20 protein-coding genes are annotated in these 19,360 nt (G+C 32.9%); 11 read left to right on the forward strand and 9 right to left on the reverse strand.

Annotation, left to right across the window (positions count from 1 at the left end; translation table 11 throughout):
• Positions 1-308 precede the first annotated feature (308 nt).
• The 3 genes from IRZ78_RS15815 (at position 309) to IRZ78_RS15825 (ending at position 3,267) form a co-directional block, all read left to right on the forward strand.
• Entirely contained in the window at positions 309-998 is a 690-nt protein-coding gene (locus IRZ78_RS15815) for a hypothetical protein (RefSeq protein ID WP_194617460.1), read from the forward strand.
• Positions 999-1,153: 155 nt separating this feature from the next.
• The gene (locus tag IRZ78_RS15820; RefSeq protein WP_194617461.1) at positions 1,154-2,041 is read left to right on the forward strand and encodes a helix-turn-helix domain-containing protein; all 888 of its coding nucleotides are present in this window, start codon (positions 1,154-1,156) and stop codon (positions 2,039-2,041) included.
• Positions 2,042-2,076: 35 nt separating this feature from the next.
• On the forward strand, positions 2,077-3,267 hold the full coding sequence (locus IRZ78_RS15825) for a hypothetical protein (RefSeq protein WP_194617462.1): 1,191 nt from the start codon (positions 2,077-2,079) through the stop codon (positions 3,265-3,267).
• Positions 3,268-3,480: 213 nt separating this feature from the next.
• Here IRZ78_RS15825 and IRZ78_RS15830 read toward each other — a convergent pair whose 3' ends face one another.
• Entirely contained in the window at positions 3,481-3,903 is a 423-nt protein-coding gene (locus IRZ78_RS15830; protein WP_194617463.1) for a response regulator, read from the reverse strand.
• A 309-nt stretch (positions 3,904-4,212) separates the two neighbouring features.
• Between IRZ78_RS15830 and IRZ78_RS15835 the strand changes: the two genes are divergently transcribed.
• The 4 genes from IRZ78_RS15835 to IRZ78_RS15850 all read left to right on the forward strand — a co-directional run bounded on the left by IRZ78_RS15835 (position 4,213) and on the right by IRZ78_RS15850 (position 6,967).
• Positions 4,213-5,190, forward strand: coding sequence for a fasciclin domain-containing protein (locus tag IRZ78_RS15835; RefSeq protein WP_194617464.1), 978 nt, complete (start codon positions 4,213-4,215; stop codon positions 5,188-5,190).
• Positions 5,191-5,447: 257 nt separating this feature from the next.
• Entirely contained in the window at positions 5,448-6,080 is a 633-nt protein-coding gene (locus IRZ78_RS15840; protein WP_194617465.1) for an NAD(P)H-dependent oxidoreductase, read from the forward strand.
• A 28-nt stretch (positions 6,081-6,108) separates the two neighbouring features.
• Entirely contained in the window at positions 6,109-6,543 is a 435-nt protein-coding gene (locus IRZ78_RS15845; RefSeq protein WP_194617466.1) for a MarR family transcriptional regulator, read from the forward strand.
• Between the two features lies 1 nt (position 6,544).
• On the forward strand, positions 6,545-6,967 hold the full coding sequence (locus IRZ78_RS15850; protein ID WP_194617467.1) for an organic hydroperoxide resistance protein: 423 nt from the start codon (positions 6,545-6,547) through the stop codon (positions 6,965-6,967).
• 468 nt (positions 6,968-7,435) lie between these two features.
• Here IRZ78_RS15850 and IRZ78_RS15855 read toward each other — a convergent pair whose 3' ends face one another.
• Positions 7,436-8,323 carry a winged helix-turn-helix domain-containing protein gene (locus tag IRZ78_RS15855; RefSeq protein ID WP_194617468.1) on the reverse strand — a complete coding sequence of 296 codons (888 nt, stop codon included), beginning with the start codon at positions 8,321-8,323 and terminating at the stop codon, positions 7,436-7,438.
• 109 nt (positions 8,324-8,432) lie between these two features.
• Between IRZ78_RS15855 and IRZ78_RS15860 the strand changes: the two genes are divergently transcribed.
• Both IRZ78_RS15860 and IRZ78_RS15865 read left to right on the forward strand, forming a co-directional pair.
• Positions 8,433-9,008, forward strand: coding sequence for a hypothetical protein (locus tag IRZ78_RS15860; RefSeq protein ID WP_228520498.1), 576 nt, complete (start codon positions 8,433-8,435; stop codon positions 9,006-9,008).
• 75 nt (positions 9,009-9,083) lie between these two features.
• On the forward strand, positions 9,084-9,896 hold the full coding sequence (locus IRZ78_RS15865; RefSeq protein WP_194617469.1) for an SUMF1/EgtB/PvdO family nonheme iron enzyme: 813 nt from the start codon (positions 9,084-9,086) through the stop codon (positions 9,894-9,896).
• Between the two features lie 479 nt (positions 9,897-10,375).
• On the opposite strand, the gene IRZ78_RS15870 is transcribed toward IRZ78_RS15865, so the two are convergent.
• The 4 genes from IRZ78_RS15870 to IRZ78_RS15885 form a co-directional block, all read right to left on the reverse strand.
• Positions 10,376-10,720, reverse strand: coding sequence for a hypothetical protein (locus IRZ78_RS15870; RefSeq protein ID WP_194617470.1), 345 nt, complete (start codon positions 10,718-10,720; stop codon positions 10,376-10,378).
• A 292-nt stretch (positions 10,721-11,012) separates the two neighbouring features.
• A complete protein-coding gene (locus IRZ78_RS15875; RefSeq protein WP_194617471.1) occupies positions 11,013-11,351 on the reverse strand; it encodes a hypothetical protein in 339 nt (112 codons plus the stop codon).
• 111 nt (positions 11,352-11,462) lie between these two features.
• Positions 11,463-12,032 carry a hypothetical protein gene (locus tag IRZ78_RS15880; RefSeq protein ID WP_194617472.1) on the reverse strand — a complete coding sequence of 190 codons (570 nt, stop codon included), beginning with the start codon at positions 12,030-12,032 and terminating at the stop codon, positions 11,463-11,465.
• 251 nt (positions 12,033-12,283) lie between these two features.
• Positions 12,284-13,159, reverse strand: coding sequence for a helix-turn-helix domain-containing protein (locus IRZ78_RS15885; RefSeq protein ID WP_194617473.1), 876 nt, complete (start codon positions 13,157-13,159; stop codon positions 12,284-12,286).
• Between the two features lie 450 nt (positions 13,160-13,609).
• Between IRZ78_RS15885 and IRZ78_RS15890 the strand changes: the two genes are divergently transcribed.
• Both IRZ78_RS15890 and IRZ78_RS15895 read left to right on the forward strand, forming a co-directional pair.
• Positions 13,610-15,991: a tetratricopeptide repeat protein gene (locus IRZ78_RS15890; protein ID WP_194617474.1), complete on the forward strand. Its 2,382-nt coding sequence runs from the start codon at positions 13,610-13,612 to the stop codon at positions 15,989-15,991.
• Positions 15,992-17,079: 1,088 nt separating this feature from the next.
• The gene (locus IRZ78_RS15895) at positions 17,080-17,760 is read left to right on the forward strand and encodes a Crp/Fnr family transcriptional regulator (protein ID WP_194617475.1); all 681 of its coding nucleotides are present in this window, start codon (positions 17,080-17,082) and stop codon (positions 17,758-17,760) included.
• A gap of 150 nt (positions 17,761-17,910) precedes the next feature.
• Here IRZ78_RS15895 and IRZ78_RS15900 read toward each other — a convergent pair whose 3' ends face one another.
• The 3 genes from IRZ78_RS15900 to IRZ78_RS15910 are packed head-to-tail and all read right to left on the reverse strand — an operon-like array spanning position 17,911 to position 19,330.
• Entirely contained in the window at positions 17,911-18,429 is a 519-nt protein-coding gene (locus tag IRZ78_RS15900; RefSeq protein ID WP_194617476.1) for a hypothetical protein, read from the reverse strand.
• Positions 18,413-18,874, reverse strand: a complete 462-nt coding sequence (locus IRZ78_RS15905) for a hypothetical protein (RefSeq protein ID WP_194617477.1) — start codon at positions 18,872-18,874, stop codon at positions 18,413-18,415. Before IRZ78_RS15905 ends, IRZ78_RS15900 begins: the two co-directional genes overlap by 17 nt.
• Positions 18,875-18,880: 6 nt before the next feature.
• Positions 18,881-19,330 carry a hypothetical protein gene (locus tag IRZ78_RS15910; RefSeq protein WP_194617478.1) on the reverse strand — a complete coding sequence of 150 codons (450 nt, stop codon included), beginning with the start codon at positions 19,328-19,330 and terminating at the stop codon, positions 18,881-18,883.
• Between the last annotated feature and the right edge of the window lie 30 nt (positions 19,331-19,360).

Below are 19,360 nucleotides of genomic sequence, written 5' to 3' on the forward strand. Positions count from 1 at the left end.
AAGTAGTACGCATCTGTATCACTTCAAAACAGCCGTTACACTAATTTTTATCTTAATCTGTTTCAAATTTAATGCAAACATTTGAATTGTAGTCTTTTATATGTTGAAAAAGTAGTGTGGATTTATTATAAATCCATACTGAAAATTCAATAAATCCGCCCTAGTTCTCTTGCGGGGAATTTTTCCAGAAGATAGCTTTGTCATGAATTCAATAGCGAAAAGATCTGGCATCGTGCCCGATGAAGTTCCGCTAATCCGGATGAAATGAACTGAGAAGCAATTCTCATTCACATCAAATAATCCTAATTATGAAAAGTTTATCATTATGCAGCATTTTATTATGTTTTTTAATTTCTTGTTCCACTGATTCAGATTTGAATGCATCTGATAAGAGGGAAAGTTCGATAATTAAATCAAAAAGGAATTTACCAAATCCAGAGAATCCCTCAAATCCTTTTGACTTCAAAGGAAAAAGCTACTATGATGAGTTAACACTCTACTGGTTGCAAAATCCGTATCCTAACTCTATGGAGGAGATTACCCAGCTAGTCAGTTTTTTGGAATTGCAATTTAAAGGGACAAGTACCAATAAAAATTTAATATACTTTACAGATGAAATTGTCGAGTCCATCATGGCCGATCCTGATCAGAGCATGATTTTGATGGTGCAAAATAGTGCACTTAGCAGCGCTGCAAAAATAAGCCTCATTAACTTTTTACAGTCTTTAATTGAGAAGCGTGAGTTAGAATTTTCCATTTCTTGCAGCTACATAATGAACTATGAGAATACAGTTATCGCTGAGAGCTCCTTTAGCGAGGATGACAAAGAAACGATATTAACGGTCACATCGATTTCGCGGTATTCACTTTATTCGGCAGATGAGCGCAAGGACCGTGACTGGGATAAATCAGGAGCAAACAAAAACACTAAACTTTTTTTAGAGACAAATCAACTTGCTGTTATCTCCATAATAGCAATGCTCGCTACGCTTAACTAAACTTTATTTGAAAGCAACACTAATACTCATATAATGAACTAAGAATCATCACAGATACTCTAAAATCATTTTATGGAAAAGTCCTTTAGTGATAAATTGTAGAACCATGCAATACATCTTTTATCTTTTTTATTCTTTTATGAAATTATCATAACATGATTAAGGATCTCATCAATACAGAATTAAAGGACTTTCCCAAAGAGGGTCTCAATATATACATCATCAAGAAATATGTATTTAAAACTAGTTCAAATGAATCCTTTTCAGTTCGCAATTATGCTGTTGTTTTAATAAAATCAGGAGAGTTTAAAATTAGGATAAAAGAGTTTACCACTGAACTTAGAGCACAGGATCTGATGGTCCTGTCTAAAGACTCTTATTGCAGCATATTTGAAGTAAAGGGGAAACTACAATTGTTTTTAATTTGCTTTACATCAGGTTTTGCATTTGAAAATTGCCTGAAAAAAGAACTCGTGGACTCTTTTGCTTTTTTACTTGGAGACTCTTCATCTAAAATCAGTCTTGAGGACAAAGATTTTCAGGTACTCTCACTGATTTATAAACTGATTTATTTTGTAAATAAAGACAGCCGGGTAAGTGTTGAGGATTCAGAGTTACAGCGTATTGGTTTTGACTTGTTTTTACATGAACTAAAATTTATTTTTAACAGGTATTCAACAGGAAATCCATTTAAGATTAACAGGCGCCAGAACCTTACGGTTCAATTTCTGACCATACTGACCATTCATTGCAAAAAACAGCACCGTGTAAAGTATTATGCAGGGGCTTTATTTGTAACACCGGACTACCTCAATAAAATAGTCAGAAAGGTAACAGGTAAAACTGCAAAAAGCCTCATTGATCAGGCGATCATTAACGAGATTAAAAATGTGCTGGAAAACTCACCATCATCAATCACACTCATTGCCCAGGATTTTGAGTTCAGCAGTCTTTCCAAATTAAGTATTTTTTTTAAAAGATATACCTCAATGTCGCCTTCCCAGTATCGTAACATTACACTGGGAAGATTTAAAAACCTTTAGACTTTATTGTATTATGTCCATTAAACCATACTATCATGATTACTGTATATCCCTTAGAATGGATAGACTCATTGATATTGGAAACCTTAGATCCAAAGAAAACAAGTATCGATGATCTCTCTGAGAAAGATTTAGCTTTTATTGCCGATAATCTTTCAAAAGAATCCCATAAGATTCAAATTCAACTCAAAAACGAAGTATTTGCTTTACACCAAAAAAGTCAAATCCGTCTACTGTTGCAAAAACACCACTCTTCTTTTGTTTATTTGCTCGATAAGGTAATGGAATACCAAAAAAGTGATGTTGCTCTTAGCGGAGTTCTGGCGGCTATTGTAGATGTAGTAATTAATACTTTGTATGAATTGTTATCTTTTATTCAAAGCCGTTACGCGCAATACTTAAGTCTTGACGAGCGGGTTCCTCTCCGTTACCTTATAGTTTGCAAAAAAGAAATCTTACTCAGAATCGAAGAGCTTAAAGCTAAAAAAATGCAAAGTACTACAGATGGCTCTCTAATTGAAATAGTGTTTACTGCTATTAATAATTCAATTTCAGATAAAGCGCAAAACAAGATTACTTACAGGGAAATATGCTATCAAAAAGAGCTTTTAAAATATTTAGAAGCCCTTGCAGATATATCTGATTCATCAAGCTTTTATTCAGCAATGGATCAGCTACTCATTGAGATGAATTTTAATTATCCTCCATATATTATAAACTTTACTCATCGAATTGAAAACCAACTTAATTTACAGGAGTCTTTAGAGGGGAAAATAAACGCCCTATTGCTTTGGCATAAAGAATTTAGCCAATTGTTATTCAATGAAAAAATAAGCTTTGATCCTACCAGAGAAAATATAAGATATGTTCTGGAGGACTGGTTCAGGTACGAAATTGCCTATTTGGAGCGAAAAATGCGATTGTCGACTGATATCCAGCGCAGCAGTGAGCCAGATCAAAATGTAAGGTCAGATAATAAGGTGGAGTGCGCGCTTTCCATAGATCAGATGGGACTCATATTAAGAGCAGGGGATGAGGCAAGAATATTAAAGGCCAGATCCCTGAACTGCGTTTTCAAAACCATTGTACCTTATCTTTCTTCTTCACACAAGAAAGATTTATCTTATAACTCTATGAGAAGCAAATCGTATACCCCTGAGGATAGGGATAAGGAAATTGCCATTACAACACTCAGGCGTATCATAAAGCATATAGAAGAATTTTAGCTTTAAAAATAAGATTTCTGTTGCTTTAGATGAAATAGGTTTTTTAAGTGATGTTTTATGATCCGAAAAGTAATAGCAGTTGGAGTTAAAAATAATTAATTAAAGCAAGAAAAATTTACCTTCACAATTATTTTGATTTGATAAGCTGATAAGGTATTTTAAGCAAAAACAAGAGAGTTACTGCTCTTTTTCAAAGATTGTAAAGCAGTAAATTTATGTGTTTGGGTGAACGCAATTTTTCCAGTACTCCAGGATATTATTGATAATTGATTTTGTTTTATGATAGTCATTTTCTTTTCTAAAAAAACCTTGGATACTAAGTGTGGTGTAGGCTTCTTCAATAGCATTTTCAGTTGCTGCGGTAGAATAAAAAATAAAAGGTATGCTTTTTTTTCTGAGAACAGGGTCAGCATCTATAAGGCGCTTTAATTCCAGTCCATTCATAATGGGCATGTTTACATCGCAAAAAATAATCAGCATTTTTTCATTACTCTCACATAGGTAGGAAAGTGCCTGCGCTCCATTAATTTTCCACACGATTTTGTTAGTGTTGCCAAGAGATACGATTACATCTTCTAAAATCTCCTTGTCATCTTCATCATCTTCTATTATTAGAATATTACCGTTCTTTATCATTTTATTAGTTTTAAGGGGATTTAAATGTATAACGTTTTTTTATATATTCATAATTAGAGCATAAAGTATATTTGAGTATACTGGTATATTTAGCAAAGTCTCTTTCATTTGCTTATTGATTTATTGCTTTGTGGTCAACTTTTTTTTTCAGACTTACATTTATCTGTTATTGTTTTTGTGTAAGTGCTTGTTATTTAGTTAGGTATGAAAGTCTGTAAATGTTAAAATGCTTATTTTGTTTAATCTTTTCGTGTTTTTGTTAAACAAAATTAATTAACTTAGCTAGGTTAATAAAAAAACAAATATCTTATGAAAACAATCAAATTTAAATTAATTGCTTTTTTAGCTTTAATTACTTTAGTCAGTATTTCATGTAATAATGATGATGATAACCCATCTGAGCAACCTCAAACAATCGCATCAATTGCCAAAGCAAATCCTAATCTTAGCTCTTTGGTTGCTGCTTTGGAAAAAGCAGGTCTCACTGCCACATTGAACTCTTCGGGTTCTTATACGGTTTTTGCACCTACTAATACGGCCTTTACTGCTTTTTTGTCTGCTAAAGGTTATGCTAATCTTGATGCAGTTCCTGTTGCTGCTTTAAAGGAAATATTACTCAATCATGTTTTAAGTGCAAAAGTAAAATCAAGTGAAATTACAACGGGTTATGTTAAAACGTTAGCTAAGGGCGGCGCATCAGCTTCAAATACTATCAGTATGTATATCGAAAAGGGGGCGAATGTCGATGTAAATGGAGGTAAAACAAATGGTGGCGCGACAGTAACAACTCCCGACATTGAAGCCTCCAATGGAGTTGTTCATGTAGTTGACGGGGTTATTGGACTTCCTACTATTGTGAATCATGCTATTGCCAATAAAAATTTTACAACTCTGGTAACAGCTTTGACCTATAATCCGGCCTCGGGTTTTGCAGCAATATTATCAGGAACAGCCAGTTCACCTTTTACTGTTTTTGCTCCTACAAATACAGCCTTTACAAGTTTTTTAACCGAAACTGGATTTTCAGGACTTCCTGCCATTCCATCGAATGTTCTTGAGACAACTTTAAAGTATCATGTAGTTGCCGGTGCAAATGTTCAGTCATCAGCTCTAACAAATGGTCAGCTTGTAAGTACTTTTGCAGGACAAAACTTTACCATTGGCCTGACTGGTGGTGCAAAAATCACCGATGCAAGTGGCAGAGTAAGTAACATTGTCGCTACAGATGTGCAATGCTCAAATGGAATAATTCATGTAATTGACAAAGTTTTATTGCCTAAATTTTAATTATAGTAAAACCGTATTAAAGCAGGCATTAAAAAATAAAATTTAAGCAGTTTTTAAAAGGGCGATTAAGTTAAAGTAATTTTTCTTAATCGCTTTTTAGCACCAATTGGTATGCAAGCAAATAGTATAAACTTCATTTGAAAAATATATTTCGTATAATTAAATTGCATGCAATTTAATTATTCTGTAGCTTTGCATTATTATTTTGATTCAAATAATTTTAAGATTCAAATATTTAATTTATAAAATAATAAAAAATGTCGTTAATAGAAGATTTAAACTGGAGACATGCCGTTAAGGCATATGACTCAACAAAAAAAGTTTCGGAAGAAGATTTAAATAAAATTTTAGAGGCTGCAAGATTAGCTCCAACTTCATCTGGTTTACAGCCTTTCCGCGTGATTGTTGTAGAGAATCAGGAATTGAAAGAGAAAATGGTAAAAGGGGCATTAAATCCAGAAGTTATGAGAGATTGTTCTCATGTATTGGTTTTTGCCGCATGGGAGAGTTATTCTAACGAGAAAATCGATAAAGTTTATGATCATCACACTGATGTAAGAGAATTACCAAGAGGTCGTTTCAGCAGTTATACTGATCAGATCAAGCAAATCTACGCAGCTCAAACTCCTGAAGAGCATTTTGCCCACACAGCAAGACAGACCTATATTGCATTAGGTTTAGCAATGGCTCAGGCAGCCGAACTGAGAATTGATTCCACTCCGGCTGAAGGTTTTAGCAATGAAGTGGTAAATGAGATTTTGGACCTTAAGGAGTTAGGTCTAAAAAGTGTTACCCTTTTATATCTGGGTTACAGAGACACCCAAAATGACTGGCTTTCCCAAATGAAGAAAGTTAGAATTCCTATGAAGGAATTTATTATCAGAAAATAATATTAACTCCACTTTTTGCTATTAAATTATGGAAAATTACCACCCTCTCAAGTTGGAAAACCAAGTTTGTTTTCCGCTTTATGTTATCGCAAAAGAAATTATTGGTTTGTACCGACCATTTCTCGATGAGCTTCAAATTACCTACTCGCAGTATCTTGTGATGATGGTACTTTGGGAGAAGGATGGCTTGACGGTGAATCAGGTAGGGGAAAAACTGTATCTGGACAGTGGAACCTTAACACCGCTTTTAAAAAAACTTGAAATTAAGGGTTTTGTCCTAAGAAAAAGAAAAAAAGAAGACGAAAGGGTTGTTGAAGTTTTTTTAGCTGATCAAGGAAGAGATTTGCAGCAAAAAGCATGTGAAATTCCTGCAAAAATGCAGGAGAAACTCAATCTAACAACAGAAGATCTATTGGAACTCAAAGAAACTGTTGGGAAAATTTTAAATAAAATTCAAAAATAAAATGAAAACATTATATACAACCAGCGTTACTGCAAAAGGCGGAAGAAACGGACAGGTAAAAAGTGAAAACGGAATTTTGAACCTTCAGGTTAGGATGCCCAAAGCTTTAGGCGGAGCCAATGATGACTTTACCAATCCCGAAATGCTCTTCGCAGCAGGATATTCAGCGTGTTTTGATAGTGCACTGAATCGTGTTATTAGTTTATCCAAAACTCAAACAGGTGAAACTTCGGTAGCTGCAAAAGTAAGTATCGGGCAAAACCAAGACGGTGGTTTTGGTCTGGCAGTAGAATTGGATGTGAATATTCCTGGAGTTTCTATTGAAGAAGCTCAGGAACTGACCCAAAAAGCGCATCAGATTTGTCCTTATTCAAATGCGACAAGATCTAATATTGAAGTTAAGCTCTTAGTGAGTAATAACTAAGAATAATTTCTTTAAATTATATAAATCTGCTTCCTTTTCGAGGCAGATTTTTTTTATTTTAATCAGGATTTGAGAACTAAAATAGTTGCAGTATACAGAGAATATAAATATAAAAATCATTTCCTAAGAGTACATAAAAACAAGCAGAAATCAAAGGCGTACTATTGAGGTTTTGATAAAGGCAATCTGGTCCTCCAATTGTTTTGTGAGATCATTTGAGATAGGTAGGATACCTTTTGTCTGTGATGAGTTCAAAAGGAGAAATTTCTATACATTTTATGGGGATTTGAAGAGATTGGCGTACCGTATTTAGTGTCTGTCTCCCATTAGTATTATGAATTTGGTTTAGATCTCCTGTTGGGGATTGGAGCAAAATGCAATAAAAAAAAACTTAACCTATTTACTGAGTAGATGTAATTTTCAAAAATAAAAGTATTGAAAGATCTCTTGTCGGTAAAATATTTCCTGCTAGTTAATTTCAAGTTTATAACCTTTGCTGCGTACAACAACAATGTTAATATTTGGATCAGATTCAAGTTTTTTCCTAAGCTTAGATATAAACATATCTAAACTACGGCCCACAATTATACCATCATCTTCCCATATTTCTTTTTGTAAGCGGTTCCTTTCTACTGTTTTGTTTGGAGAGGAAGCGAAAATAAGCAATATCCGTGTTTCTGTTGCGGTCAGCTCTATTGTATTTCCATTTATAATAAGCTTTCGACTATTTGTATCGAAGAGCACTGATCCTAAAGAATAAGTACCAGTGTTTTGATTATCAGATATTTCTTTTCGTTTCTTAACAGATTTTAGAAAAATAAAACCCACGAATGCTAAAATTGACAGACTTCCCAGAAGATATTTGTTGTCTGCGGTAATTATTTGTGCTGGTTTGAATTTAATGTTAATCATGTAACAGGCTTTGGGCTGTCTTCTTCCTATGCAGGCTACAATATCATCTTTTTCATTTTTGGATATAACATATGCATAAGCAACACTAGAGTTACCACAATTCAAAACCTTAACGATATAATGACTTGTTAACGGGTCTTTGACTAATAAACGACTTGTAATATTTACCAATGAATCTGGTTGAAAGCTAAAATCATTCTCAAACCTAATCTGATATTCATTTTCTGAAATTTTTTTCACAGGCAGTACTCTTGATGTACTATCGCCTGATTGTAAAAGCAATTCATGTCCGATTTTCCGAAGTAAAATTTCTCTTCTAGCAAAGTCAAAGCCGTCATTATCTTGCGCAGGAAAGGCTGAGTAGATTATAGCAGAAAACAATATAAAAGTCAATACAAATAGATATTTACTTTTTCCGGAGATCAGATTTTGACTAAGAAGCATATTGTCAATAATTTATTTACAAAGTTTACATTTTTATTTACAATTTTTATCTCTCAAGCCGAAATATATCAAAGTAATTTTGTTGCAGACTTTAAAAAGAAGGTAAACTATGTTATTAATTAAAGCTGTAAAAAGTATGAAAAAAATCATTTATGTGCTAGTCTTATTCTTGGTTGTAGTAAGTGGGTTGGTATTTGCTAATTGTGAAATTAAAAATGAAATTTCTAAAAAGTCAATAGTCAAAAACCTTTCTAATACTGAAAAGAAAGATGTACTGAAAAAATGGGAGGCTACCCCTGATGGCATAATGTTTAGAAAATGGGAAGCATCTCCCGCAGGTAAAAAAGTGTATGCTAGTGAAGCTAAAATAAGAAAACCTATTAAAGATTATGTCAATATGAAGGGAGTTGTAACCTCTGTTTCTCTTGCGTCAGGGGCAAGATTAGGTTTTGGAATTATGGTAAAGATTAATAGTGATCATTATATACTTAGTTTTGGATTGGAAAAGTCTGGCAGCAATGAATTTCAGAAGTTAAAAAGCTTGAAAGTTAACGACACAATAATTATAAAAAGCCATAGTGTATCCCACGCGCCCAAGTATTTATATCCAATTATATCTGGCGACTATGTAGAACGTGATAGTAAGATAATTTATAAACGTGCACCTCGCAAAGGGGGTTGCTGAGTAAATAATTGCAAACCTTTGTTAGGTTATATACATGAGCTGGCAGTAATTTTATAAACATTAACTAATATTTAAATGACTTTACGAACATTTATATTCTTAATTGGATTTTTATTTCTCAATTCTTGCAAGAAAAGTGATGAGAAAATTGAATGGATTTTTGTGGAAGGCGGAACTTTTGAACAAGGCAAAAACCAGATTGTTGTAAGTCCGAAGGGTGACTCTATAAAAGGATTTACTAGTCCTCATAGAGTAGTTGAACTTGATGATTTCTACATTGGTAAATATGAAGTAACGGTTAAACAATTTAAAGAATTTTGTGAAGAAACAGGCAGAAAAATGCCTAGTCCACCTATTGAAAATGCGCATGGTATTAAAGTTTATTACAAGTGGATCGACCAAAACCCGATGCTTGCAACTTGGGACGAAGCAAATGAATTTGCAAAATGGGCAGGAGGAAGACTTCCAACAGAAGCAGAATGGGAATACGCGGCTAAAGGTGGAATGAAAACAAAAAAATATAATTATAGCGGCAGTAATAATGCAATTGAAGTTGGTTGGGTTAAAGAAAACTCAAACAGCACATTTCATAAAGTAGGACTTCTTAAACCGAATGAGCTTGGTATATATGATATGACTGGGAATGTTGGCGAATGGGTTTTTGATTGGTATAATCCCCAAAAGGATAGCTTGGTTAATAAAAGAAACCCTCAAGGACCTATAGAAGGACAGTATAAAATTTCAAAAGGAGTCAGTTGGTTTTACGAAACACAAGACGAGAGAGAAAGACCATTAGAATATGGAATTCATATGCCAGAAGTAAGATATCAATCACCAAAAGGGACACGAAATGATGGGTTCGGATTTAGAATTGCCAAAAATAAATAGAAATCTGTTCATTATATGGGACTAACCAATTTTTAGACTCATCTGAACAGCAATTAATAATTGCAGATAGGAGCAGAAGATTTCATTATTGATGAGATTACAAAAACAGCTTTTAAAATATTTAAAAGCCCTTGCAGGTATATCGGACTCCTGTGGCTTTTATTTGGCAATGGATCAGCTATCCATAAAGCATATAGAAGAGTTTTAGTTTAAAAAAAAAAGATTGCTGTTGCTATAGATGAAATAGTTTTTTTTGAGTGGATAAATTATTTATAAATATTAAAAATTCAGAGTCTTAACTTTCTTTGGCAAAAAAGATATCGGCTGCATTGTGGTCATTTGCTAAAGTTTGCCACTAAAGGACAAGTTTTGGCGCCTTTTAATTGATGGACAGCTAATTGAAGAATATTTGATGTTGTCTTTTTTGAAAGAAAAGGCATCTATTCCAACAATAGATAAGAATCTATTTTTCAAATTTCTTACCAGGTATTTTGTAAAACAATTTCTCCAAGGGATTCGTTTTTATTTCCAACTGTTTTTATGATGCTGTACCTGGTATAACTTTCAACTGTAATTTCAATAAGATAAGTTTCAGGAGTAAGGTTTTTTATTAAAAATTCTCCATTATTGTCAGCGACTTTAAAATCCTGGATTATTTTTTTTTGATTTGTAAAAGTATTGAGTTGGAAAACCTTAATTGAAAATGATTCAATAGGGCTAAAACCATTATCTACAAGCCTTCCCCAGATGCTAAAAGTCTCCTTGGGTGATGGAGCAGCAAAAAGGGGTGTAGTAAGCAAGATCATTAAAAGTATTCTTTTCATAGTAATAGTATAGTTTGCTTATTTTTAATTCACATTTAATATTTCAGTTTTTTAATTTTTTTGATGTGCCGCTTTTATTTCCGAGTTTCTGCATATTTTCATTTTGTTACACCTGATGCATGTTTTACCGATTTATTAGACTAAAAATAGTATCTGATTTATTGCATTATGAGTTCTGCCACAAATTCTGCCAGTTGTTAAACTCCAAATCGTCCTGATGAAGATTCTTATTATCTTTAGTTTTGAACTCAATAATTGCGCTTTGCTCTAGTTCTTTAAAAATTCTATTTTATTAATTTCTAAATGCTGAGATTTTAAAATTAGAAACCAAAACCTTAGCGCTGTTTTTATATTCCCATGGAGCGGTTATAAAGAAGTTTTTGGCAGCGCCTGGGCTAAATAAAACAGTATCGGCCAACTTTGTATTGTTCAGATATACAGCCATGGTGTCCTTATCAATAAATAATGCAACATGCAAAGGCTCATTAAGGTCCTGAGCAAGATCATAGGAGCATGCAGAAAAACTCAAAACAATCAGCGCCGTCAATAGGATAGTATGAAAGATTTTTAAACTTTTTAGTGCAGTTGCTGACCCCAGCAATAAAACGTTTTTCATGATTGATTTTCTCATAACTGTAAATTTATTTATAGATTAGAACAAAGTTGGCAGACAGATCTGCCAGAAGAAATACCCTTTTTTACAAGAGTGGGAAACTCTGTGGTTAAGGATTTAGAAATAGGTTTATTTTTTATAATTTATCTTAATGACTTTAAAGTCTCCTCCGCTGCTATCTGCTGTAAATAGCCCTATTTTTCCTGATTTTCGATTGTTGAGTTTTTCCACTATCAGCGAAGGCAGCGTTGCATTGTTTATATACGCTTTAATATTTGTCTTGTCAATTACTAGTTTCATTGTAAACCAGTCATTGGGGTTTGGTGGATTGATGATTTCTTTTTCAAAAACCGCATTTTTTTCATTTCTTAATTTTTCCCAGGTAAAATCCGGATGAGAAATATATTGCACAGCATGAATTCTGCGAACAGAGTCCTTGGCAAAAAAATTGAAAGGGCGACAATAAAGAGCATCATAATGAATATCATCCACACCATGAAAGGCAATTCCAATAAAACTTCTTTGGAAAACGTCTTTTCCCCGCATTTCAATTTCAATTGTGCCATTTTTAAAGTCCCGAGCAGCCAGCCATAGAATACCTTCCTTTTTACTTTCCAATATTTTTAGATAAGCTCCACTATCACTCGAGACGATTTTGATCTCTCTATTTACAGATTTCAGTTTTTCTTTTTTATACAAAGTGGCCAGTTCAATGGTTTGTTGTCTCTGCCCCAATAGGGAGAAGGGTAGCAAGATCAAAATAAAGACATATCTAAATTTGGTTTGCTTTTTCATCGAACGGCTATTTTTAATTATCTAATACTTTAAATGACTCCTACTGAGAAAAGACCATACTGATTAGTGATTTGGATAAGCATGCCTTTCTATCTTTTGATAAAAATATTCTCAACTACAAATCTACCACATCTGTAAGGAGAATGAATTACCAGTTAGATAACAGAACTACCATTTTGATAAGCATTTCTGAATTCTTTTGGAGAGAGCCCTGTTTGCGCTTTGAAGAAACGCGTTAAATGATTTGCCTGGGAGAATTGCAAGAGGTATGAAATTTCATTTATATTGAGCTTGGTATAAGACAGCAGAGACTTTATCTCAAAGAGAATAAATTCATTTACCATTTCAGAAACCGTTACCCCGAACTGCTTTTTGATGCATTTATTTAGTGTTATTCTGCTAATACCTAACTGCTTTGCGTAATGGTCAATGCTTCTTGTTTTACGGACCTGATTTTGTAAAATCTCTTTGAACATAAATGCAATGCTATTATTTTCTGTTTCCGAGGACAGAAGATAATGCTCTGAATAGACTCGATTGAGTTTGATTAATATAAAGTAGAGCAGCGCCCGAATAATATGTTGGCTATCTGATCTAAATGTTTTGATCTCACGCAGAAGCTCCTGAATTATATTGGACAACTGTGAAAAGAAGTCATCATCAACCTTTAGATAGAGCGGTTTGGTTTTGTTGTAGAAAAACTGCAGCCTGAAAGAGAATAGTTTATCCGAGAAGAAATTAGAGAGAAAGCTATCCTGGAAAAACAAGAAATAACACTCCACCTTTGTCTTGTCTAAAAACCATCTTCTTTTTTGAAATGGAGAAATAAAAATCACGGTATGATCTGAAATTTCAATTCTTTGCTGATCGAGTTCTAAATAGCCATTTCCTTTAGAGAAAAATATAAGTTCATAAAAATCGGTGTGATGAAGCTCACTTTCAAAAAAATAATATGGAATGTCTTGATAAGTGCCTATATCAATTAGGAGCTCAACATTATATTTGTTTTTTAAGAATTTAAATGTCTTCATTGTTAAGGTATTTTTCGCATTATTCACATGCCGATATATATATAAACTCACAGAAGGTTGACCATCCCATTTTGATAACCAGAATCGATACAAATCCAATATAAGTTGGTAAAAATAGTTATTTAGACCCAAATTATGCCATAGGAATTAGCATTAAGAAATTAATCAATAGCTGTCATTAAAGCAAGAGCCTTAAAGCTTCTTTTTGAAGAGTTTAAACAATTATTATCCAAGGTAAGGACGAGTAATCTTGAAAACCTGGAAGTAGAGTTTGAGATAGACCGTGAATTGTTTTACATTGAAACGCCTTCAGTTCCAAATTATAAAATGGTATGGAGTTAATTGAGAATTATATTTTGATTGTTTTCATAGGCAATAAAATTAAGCAGGATTTTGTTTTAGCCTTTTTATTTATTTCTTTATATTTCGTCTACCTATAAATGCACATCAATGAAAAAGTTTTCAAACGAGATTAATCACATCACAGAATTATACAATACACTTGATTTTTCAAATGAAGATGATTTGTTGTTATCTATTGAAAATAAAAAAACCTGCGAAAATATTCTGATAATAGTTCAGACTATACTAAATAAAGAGCCACATCATTCCGAAGCATTATTATGGCGTATAAGAATAAATAATCTTCCCGTTTTTAACAATATATCTGATATACAGGATGATTGTAATCTTATACTAAATGCCAGTAGCGATATAAACGATAAGCTTCAGGCGCATGATTGGTTGATTTACATATACATGGAAAAACTATCGTTAAATGATCTTGCTATTGAAACCTTACAAGATAAATTAATTGATATTAGTGTAATAAAAGATAATTACCCTTTGCAAGACCAAGCCTTCGGCGATACTTATTATCGATTGGCTTATCTCTATCAGCAAGCAGGAGATGAAACCACAGCGATTGATTATTACCTGAAATCGTTTAAACATGCACCAAAAATAACGCCTAGAAATTATGAAGGCGGTTTGCTTTTGCTTGAATTAGAAAGATTTGATGAGGCAGAACAATTATTGTCAGAGCATTTTGAAGAAGCTGATCCTGTTGAGTGTAAAGACTATGCAGAAAAGATAGAGGTGCTATTTAACAGAGGGAAGTTAAATAAACATTGGAATTTGTTTAATTTATTTTATCCTACAGCGTTCGAAATACCCACAGAATTTGGATACAAGAACCGAGATGAATTTGTAGCAAAATATCTGCCCATTGTCATTATTGAGACTGAAAAGAATCCAGCAAATGCTATAGCCTGGAGGATGTTAAGTAATAACTATTACTTTAATGATAAAAATGCAAAAAAAGGTTTCGATAATTTGACCAAGTATTACCAAATAGTTCAGCAGGTAAAAGATTTAGCGATTGAAAGATATTATGATACTGCTGAGGACTTAGATATTGATTTACGAAGTATCGATTTTCCAATTTATCCTAATGGTGCAATTTGCTATCATGTACTAACGACCTATCTGGAAAAAGGCAATGAAGCACAAGATAAAAATGATCATTTTTCGGCACAAATGTATTATGAAACGGCCAAAAAATATGGTTTAGTGGGCTATCATGCATTTGATGATTACTTTAATGGAAATAAAGGATTATCAATTAACAATGAACCACATACTTTTGCAATGCTTTGTAATAATCTTGGTATTGTAATAAAACAAGTATCTTGGTATCAGCATAAAAGCTACCTGAATGACGAGTGTAAATTCGCTTCAGATATACATTGGCAGGGTTACCAAATATCTGCTTTTTGGGAAAACTTAGATAATGGAATGGAAATTTCCTGGAGAAATGAAAGTGCACTGAATCTGGAAAATTTCTGTATGGAAGTACTATCTAATTTTGATTATTACAAAAATATTCTAGAAGCTGAAAAATGGTATCAGGTGATGTTTTATCTTATATCTGCTTACCGACAATTAGAAAAATATGAAGAGGCAAAACAAGTCTATGAGCAAACGATCCAAAAATTTGAGGAAAAAGGAGATGAACATAAAACAATTGTAAGTATAGTTCTGGATACAGCTATTGTATACTTCAATTTTTTAATGGCTAAGGGGCTGCATAATCAAAGCATAAATGATGTACGGAATTTATTTAATAATCCGACTTATCAAAAAATGCAAAGTGAAAAAGCAGAAGTTTTTAATTATTATTTTATGGCTCATGCCTATTTGGGGTTAAATGATAAAGATGAGGCTCAAAAGTATTTCAAACTAATTACCGAGAAATTTACAAACACTCAGTTAAGTTATATACGCGATGTAGTTAACGATGCTAAAAGTAATTTGAATATTATAAATGCGGGACAAAACTTCGATGAAATAATTGTTTCACTTTATGAAACTGAGCCTGAAAGACTTTTTGATTATCTTTTAAAAGCAAAAGAAGAAAACGTTAAATATTTAAAGCAGATTTTAAATTTAGTAACCAACCATCAAATGCCTTCGTCCTCTGCATGGGTAGAGAAAGATATGTATATTGGTTTTGAGTTTAGAGAAAAACGAAGCGAGACAGAGGAAATTTACGATTCATTTTTTTACATTCATTTAAAATCTGAAGACTTGGGTATAAGGTATGAACTTGTGGAATGGAAAGATGTAGAAAGTGGATTTTTAGGTCTATCAAAAAAAATAGTGGAGCGCAGTACTTTTTATGTCAGTTTCTACACGGCGTACAATTCTAATACATCTGATACACGAACAGAATTTGAAATGGCATCAGAATACCTGCAGCAAAAAGCTCAATATTTATGGAAAGAGTGGATAAATAAATTACATTATTATCAATCCATGAAACTAAAATAAATAGGTTTCAATAATTTAGTGTAATTAAGTTGAATTGTTTATTACATTGATAATTATTTGTAAATATTAAAAATTAACAGCCTTAACTTTCTGTGGCAGAAAATGTATCCACTCAAGGATAAAAGTAGTTCTAATACTGGCGCAGTCAAAGTCTATAACAAGTGTGAGTTCTCAAAGATTAAAATTTGGCAATGTAAATATCTAGCAATATTGTGCAACGGGATTATCGTTTTATAAAGCGGGTATAGAAAACGAATTAAGCTTTAAAAGTTTTGAATTGGCCAAACATCCTTTAGTGGAATTGAAGTTGTGCATCGGCTGAGCAAGAGACAGATGGATAGACCAGGTAGGACTAGGTTTAAAACATTCGGTAAATGAACCGTTTGATTTTTAAATAACTTAATTGCTTATTTTTAATTCTGATTGATGGGATAATGTGTAATTGGTTGATATGTAGTGTTTTATGTTGTTTTGTGTTGTTTTGTGGAAGATTTAAGAAATAAACTTATAAACATTTGTGTTAAACCTATTAATTAAACGATACATTTGACTGATTAAAAGCATATTGTGTATTTTCTTATGAGATAAAGTATCTAAAAGATAAGACTTGCACCCGGCTTAAATTCCACTCTGATTATCATGAAAAACCTAATGCTGCTTTTAAGTAAAGGAAAAGCAATTAGCAGCTTTTTGAAAGATAAGCTACCTATTTCTAACTCTGCTTTTTTTAGTATTTTTCCTTTGAGTTTTTTTCTGCAAATGCAATGCGGAAAAGATCAGTAGGCTTGTTTTATCATCCATCACTGTTGTGATAGGAGCAAACTCTATTGTTAAGATTAATATAAGATCAAAAAAAATCCCTCTTATAGCCATTGCAAGAAAACTGTATTTGATCAAAATTCTCTATAGGGTTAATGAAGACAACTTTGCCCATTCATAAAATTGTTTTTTACTTTACAAAGATTATAGATGTGACATTTAGTTATCATTATAAGCCGCTATGTAGAACGATTTTCTTCTTTGCTTTCTGAGCTGTCATTCGATGTAACGATTCGAAACAAACTAAGTTTTACAAAAATAATTTTACTATGAACAAATGTGATCAGTGTATTGTAAGGGAGCTTACTTCCCTAAAGGCGCTCAGTAGAGCTGAAGTGGTTCAATTGGCTAATAGTAAAACAACCCGCTCTATTAAAAAAGGCGAAGCTATTTTTGAGGAAGGTGAAGTCACCAATGGTGTTTTCTGTGTAAAGGATGGTATAGGAAAACTTTCCAAATTAAGTGCCAACGGAAAAGATCAGATAGTAAAACTGGTAAAAGCAGGAGAACTATTAGGACAACGTTCGATAATCAGCAATGAACCGGCCAATTTAAGTGCTAAGGCTGTTGCCGATATGGAAGTTTGTTTTATCCCAAAAGGAGATATTATTCATTTCTTCAACAATAACAATCAGTTTTCCATGAATTTAATGCAGCTGGTTTTTGATGACTTGAAACGCGCTGACGATCATACGGTTGATATGAGCCAGAAAAGAGTTAAAGAAAGACTGGCTGAAACGTTATTATATCTTCAAGACACCTTTGGAGTAAATGAGGACCAATCATTAAAAGCCCAGCTGTCAAGAGAAGAATTGGCCGGAATGATAGGTACGGCTACCGAAAGCTGCATCAGACTGCTGTCTGATTTTAAAAAGGCGGGCCTCATTGAATTAAAAGGGAGGATGATTTTCTTAATAGATATTAAAAAATTAAAAAAAGCAGCCAACTGAGAAGCACAAATATTTTCTGTTTTTTACAGTTCTACCCAATTGTGTTTTTAATGGCTTTAAGATGAATGAATTTGATAGTTTTAGTTTGTTTTGAAATTTACTTTTGAGTCTAGTTTTTTTTTAAAACAGTAGGTCTATTTTACTTTTTAATTAAATTTTTACTTTACAGGCTGATTCTATTATTGTATAAATTTTTGCCAGAATCTGATCTTCATATTCTTTTTGTCTGTTCTCACTTTTTTTTCCAGAACCAAAGTTCTCACTTATTGTGTAACTTTTTATAAAATGACTTTTTTTAGCTCCTAATCTATAATGCCAGCTTCCCATTTCTGAATTCACAAAAATAACGGCCTCTTCTAATGTCATTATTTTTTTCTTTGAACCAATAGGGCTGTCTCTAAAAACAGCATTATTTTTCAAATCAAAAGTATAGCATATTTTGGCCCTGATTAGAATATCATACAAGCTATGAATGCAAGAGTATCCAAGCAGCACATAGATAGAGTAGTACAATACTTCTCCTATAACATCTTTAAAAAAAGGTAAAATAAGGGCAGCTATAAAAATGCCAATTAAAAAATACTGAGATAATTTTTGCAGTGACTTTGTAGGATGTAACGAAATTGAATCTGGTTTTTGCTGAAAATTATATTTATCGCTGAGCTTCATGATTGTGTAGTATTTCATCAATTTCATTGGCAAGATTTTGCATTTTTTGATTTGTAAAACCCTGTGATAAAGTCGCGTATTTTTCTTTTCCGTCTTTTAGATAACAAATATTTAATGATGTATTGGTTGTAATTAAGTACTGCTTGGTTCTAACGAGTTCAAAGTTTTGAAAATCTTGTAATCTCACGCGGATAGAAGGAACAATAAGACCGCTTTTTAAAATAAATTCTTTTTTATCCAGATCTATAGTTACATCTTTGATCCAAATCGAAATAAAACAAAGAACCGATAAAATGCCCAAAATCCAGGCTATTCCAGGTTCATTGATCCAGATGCCGGCAGCAGCAATGCCCGCAAGCCCAAAACTGACAATCAAACCAAAAGTATATTCCTTTTTCATGACATATCGGTTTGCATCTTTTTTAAAATATTTAAGTTTTGTCATAAAATTTTATTCTATTGTTATACCATCGATAATTACCAGACTGCAGTTAAGGGAAAAATAACTACTCGAATAATCTCCATTAAGCTGATCGCTCAAGGCATCTAGTGTTGCGCCTTTAAACTCAAATTTTCTGGCAGGTGCTTTTCCATAGATATCTACCATTGTTAATTGCCCATCAAGACCATTTTTGCTCTTTGCAAAAGCGCGCAGCAAATTGAGATCTAGTTTTTCAAAATCAATCGAGAGAAAATAATTTTTTTGTGAAGTATCGCTGGAAGCAGCAGCAGGCCTGGTAAAAGAAAAGGTAGCCGTACGAACCCCAGAGGTTATAGATTTATTGCCGTCTTTTACGGTGATTTCTATTTTTAAACGTTTTTCTTCTAGTTGCTGGGCAGATGAAAATCCGGTTACAAAACAAAAGATTATTATTAGTAATGAAAGACTTTTCTTATTCATAATAGTGTGTTTTTTAAATTTATTTATTAA

Origin of the sequence: Flavobacterium sp. CSZ (genome assembly GCF_015350725.1) — a bacterium.
Lineage (GTDB): Bacteria > Bacteroidota > Bacteroidia > Flavobacteriales > Flavobacteriaceae > Flavobacterium.

Excerpts from the sequence above, each read along its gene's own strand:
- IRZ78_RS15845 (WP_194617466.1), top strand. The coding sequence starts at position 6,109 with ATGGAAAATTACCACCCTCTCAAGTTGGAAAACCAAGTTTGTTTTCCG.
- IRZ78_RS15855 (WP_194617468.1), bottom strand. The coding sequence starts at position 8,323 with ATGCTTCTTAGTCAAAATCTGATCTCCGGAAAAAGTAAATATCTATTT.
- IRZ78_RS15890 (WP_194617474.1), top strand. The coding sequence starts at position 13,610 with ATGAAAAAGTTTTCAAACGAGATTAATCACATCACAGAATTATACAAT.
- IRZ78_RS15900 (WP_194617476.1), bottom strand. The coding sequence starts at position 18,429 with ATGAAGCTCAGCGATAAATATAATTTTCAGCAAAAACCAGATTCAATT.
- IRZ78_RS15895 (WP_194617475.1), top strand. The coding sequence starts at position 17,080 with ATGAACAAATGTGATCAGTGTATTGTAAGGGAGCTTACTTCCCTAAAG.
- IRZ78_RS15910 (WP_194617478.1), bottom strand. The coding sequence starts at position 19,330 with ATGAATAAGAAAAGTCTTTCATTACTAATAATAATCTTTTGTTTTGTA.
- IRZ78_RS15820 (WP_194617461.1), top strand. The coding sequence starts at position 1,154 with ATGATTAAGGATCTCATCAATACAGAATTAAAGGACTTTCCCAAAGAG.
- IRZ78_RS15870 (WP_194617470.1), bottom strand. The coding sequence starts at position 10,720 with ATGAAAAGAATACTTTTAATGATCTTGCTTACTACACCCCTTTTTGCT.
- IRZ78_RS15875 (WP_194617471.1), bottom strand. The coding sequence starts at position 11,351 with ATGAGAAAATCAATCATGAAAAACGTTTTATTGCTGGGGTCAGCAACT.
- IRZ78_RS15815 (WP_194617460.1), top strand. The coding sequence starts at position 309 with ATGAAAAGTTTATCATTATGCAGCATTTTATTATGTTTTTTAATTTCT.
- IRZ78_RS15835 (WP_194617464.1), top strand. The coding sequence starts at position 4,213 with ATGAAAACAATCAAATTTAAATTAATTGCTTTTTTAGCTTTAATTACT.
- IRZ78_RS15865 (WP_194617469.1), top strand. The coding sequence starts at position 9,084 with ATGACTTTACGAACATTTATATTCTTAATTGGATTTTTATTTCTCAAT.
- IRZ78_RS15830 (WP_194617463.1), bottom strand. The coding sequence starts at position 3,903 with ATGATAAAGAACGGTAATATTCTAATAATAGAAGATGATGAAGATGAC.
- IRZ78_RS15905 (WP_194617477.1), bottom strand. The coding sequence starts at position 18,874 with ATGACAAAACTTAAATATTTTAAAAAAGATGCAAACCGATATGTCATG.
- IRZ78_RS15840 (WP_194617465.1), top strand. The coding sequence starts at position 5,448 with ATGTCGTTAATAGAAGATTTAAACTGGAGACATGCCGTTAAGGCATAT.
- IRZ78_RS15850 (WP_194617467.1), top strand. The coding sequence starts at position 6,545 with ATGAAAACATTATATACAACCAGCGTTACTGCAAAAGGCGGAAGAAAC.
- IRZ78_RS15825 (WP_194617462.1), top strand. The coding sequence starts at position 2,077 with ATGATTACTGTATATCCCTTAGAATGGATAGACTCATTGATATTGGAA.
- IRZ78_RS15885 (WP_194617473.1), bottom strand. The coding sequence starts at position 13,159 with ATGAAGACATTTAAATTCTTAAAAAACAAATATAATGTTGAGCTCCTA.
- IRZ78_RS15860 (WP_228520498.1), top strand. The coding sequence starts at position 8,433 with ATGTTATTAATTAAAGCTGTAAAAAGTATGAAAAAAATCATTTATGTG.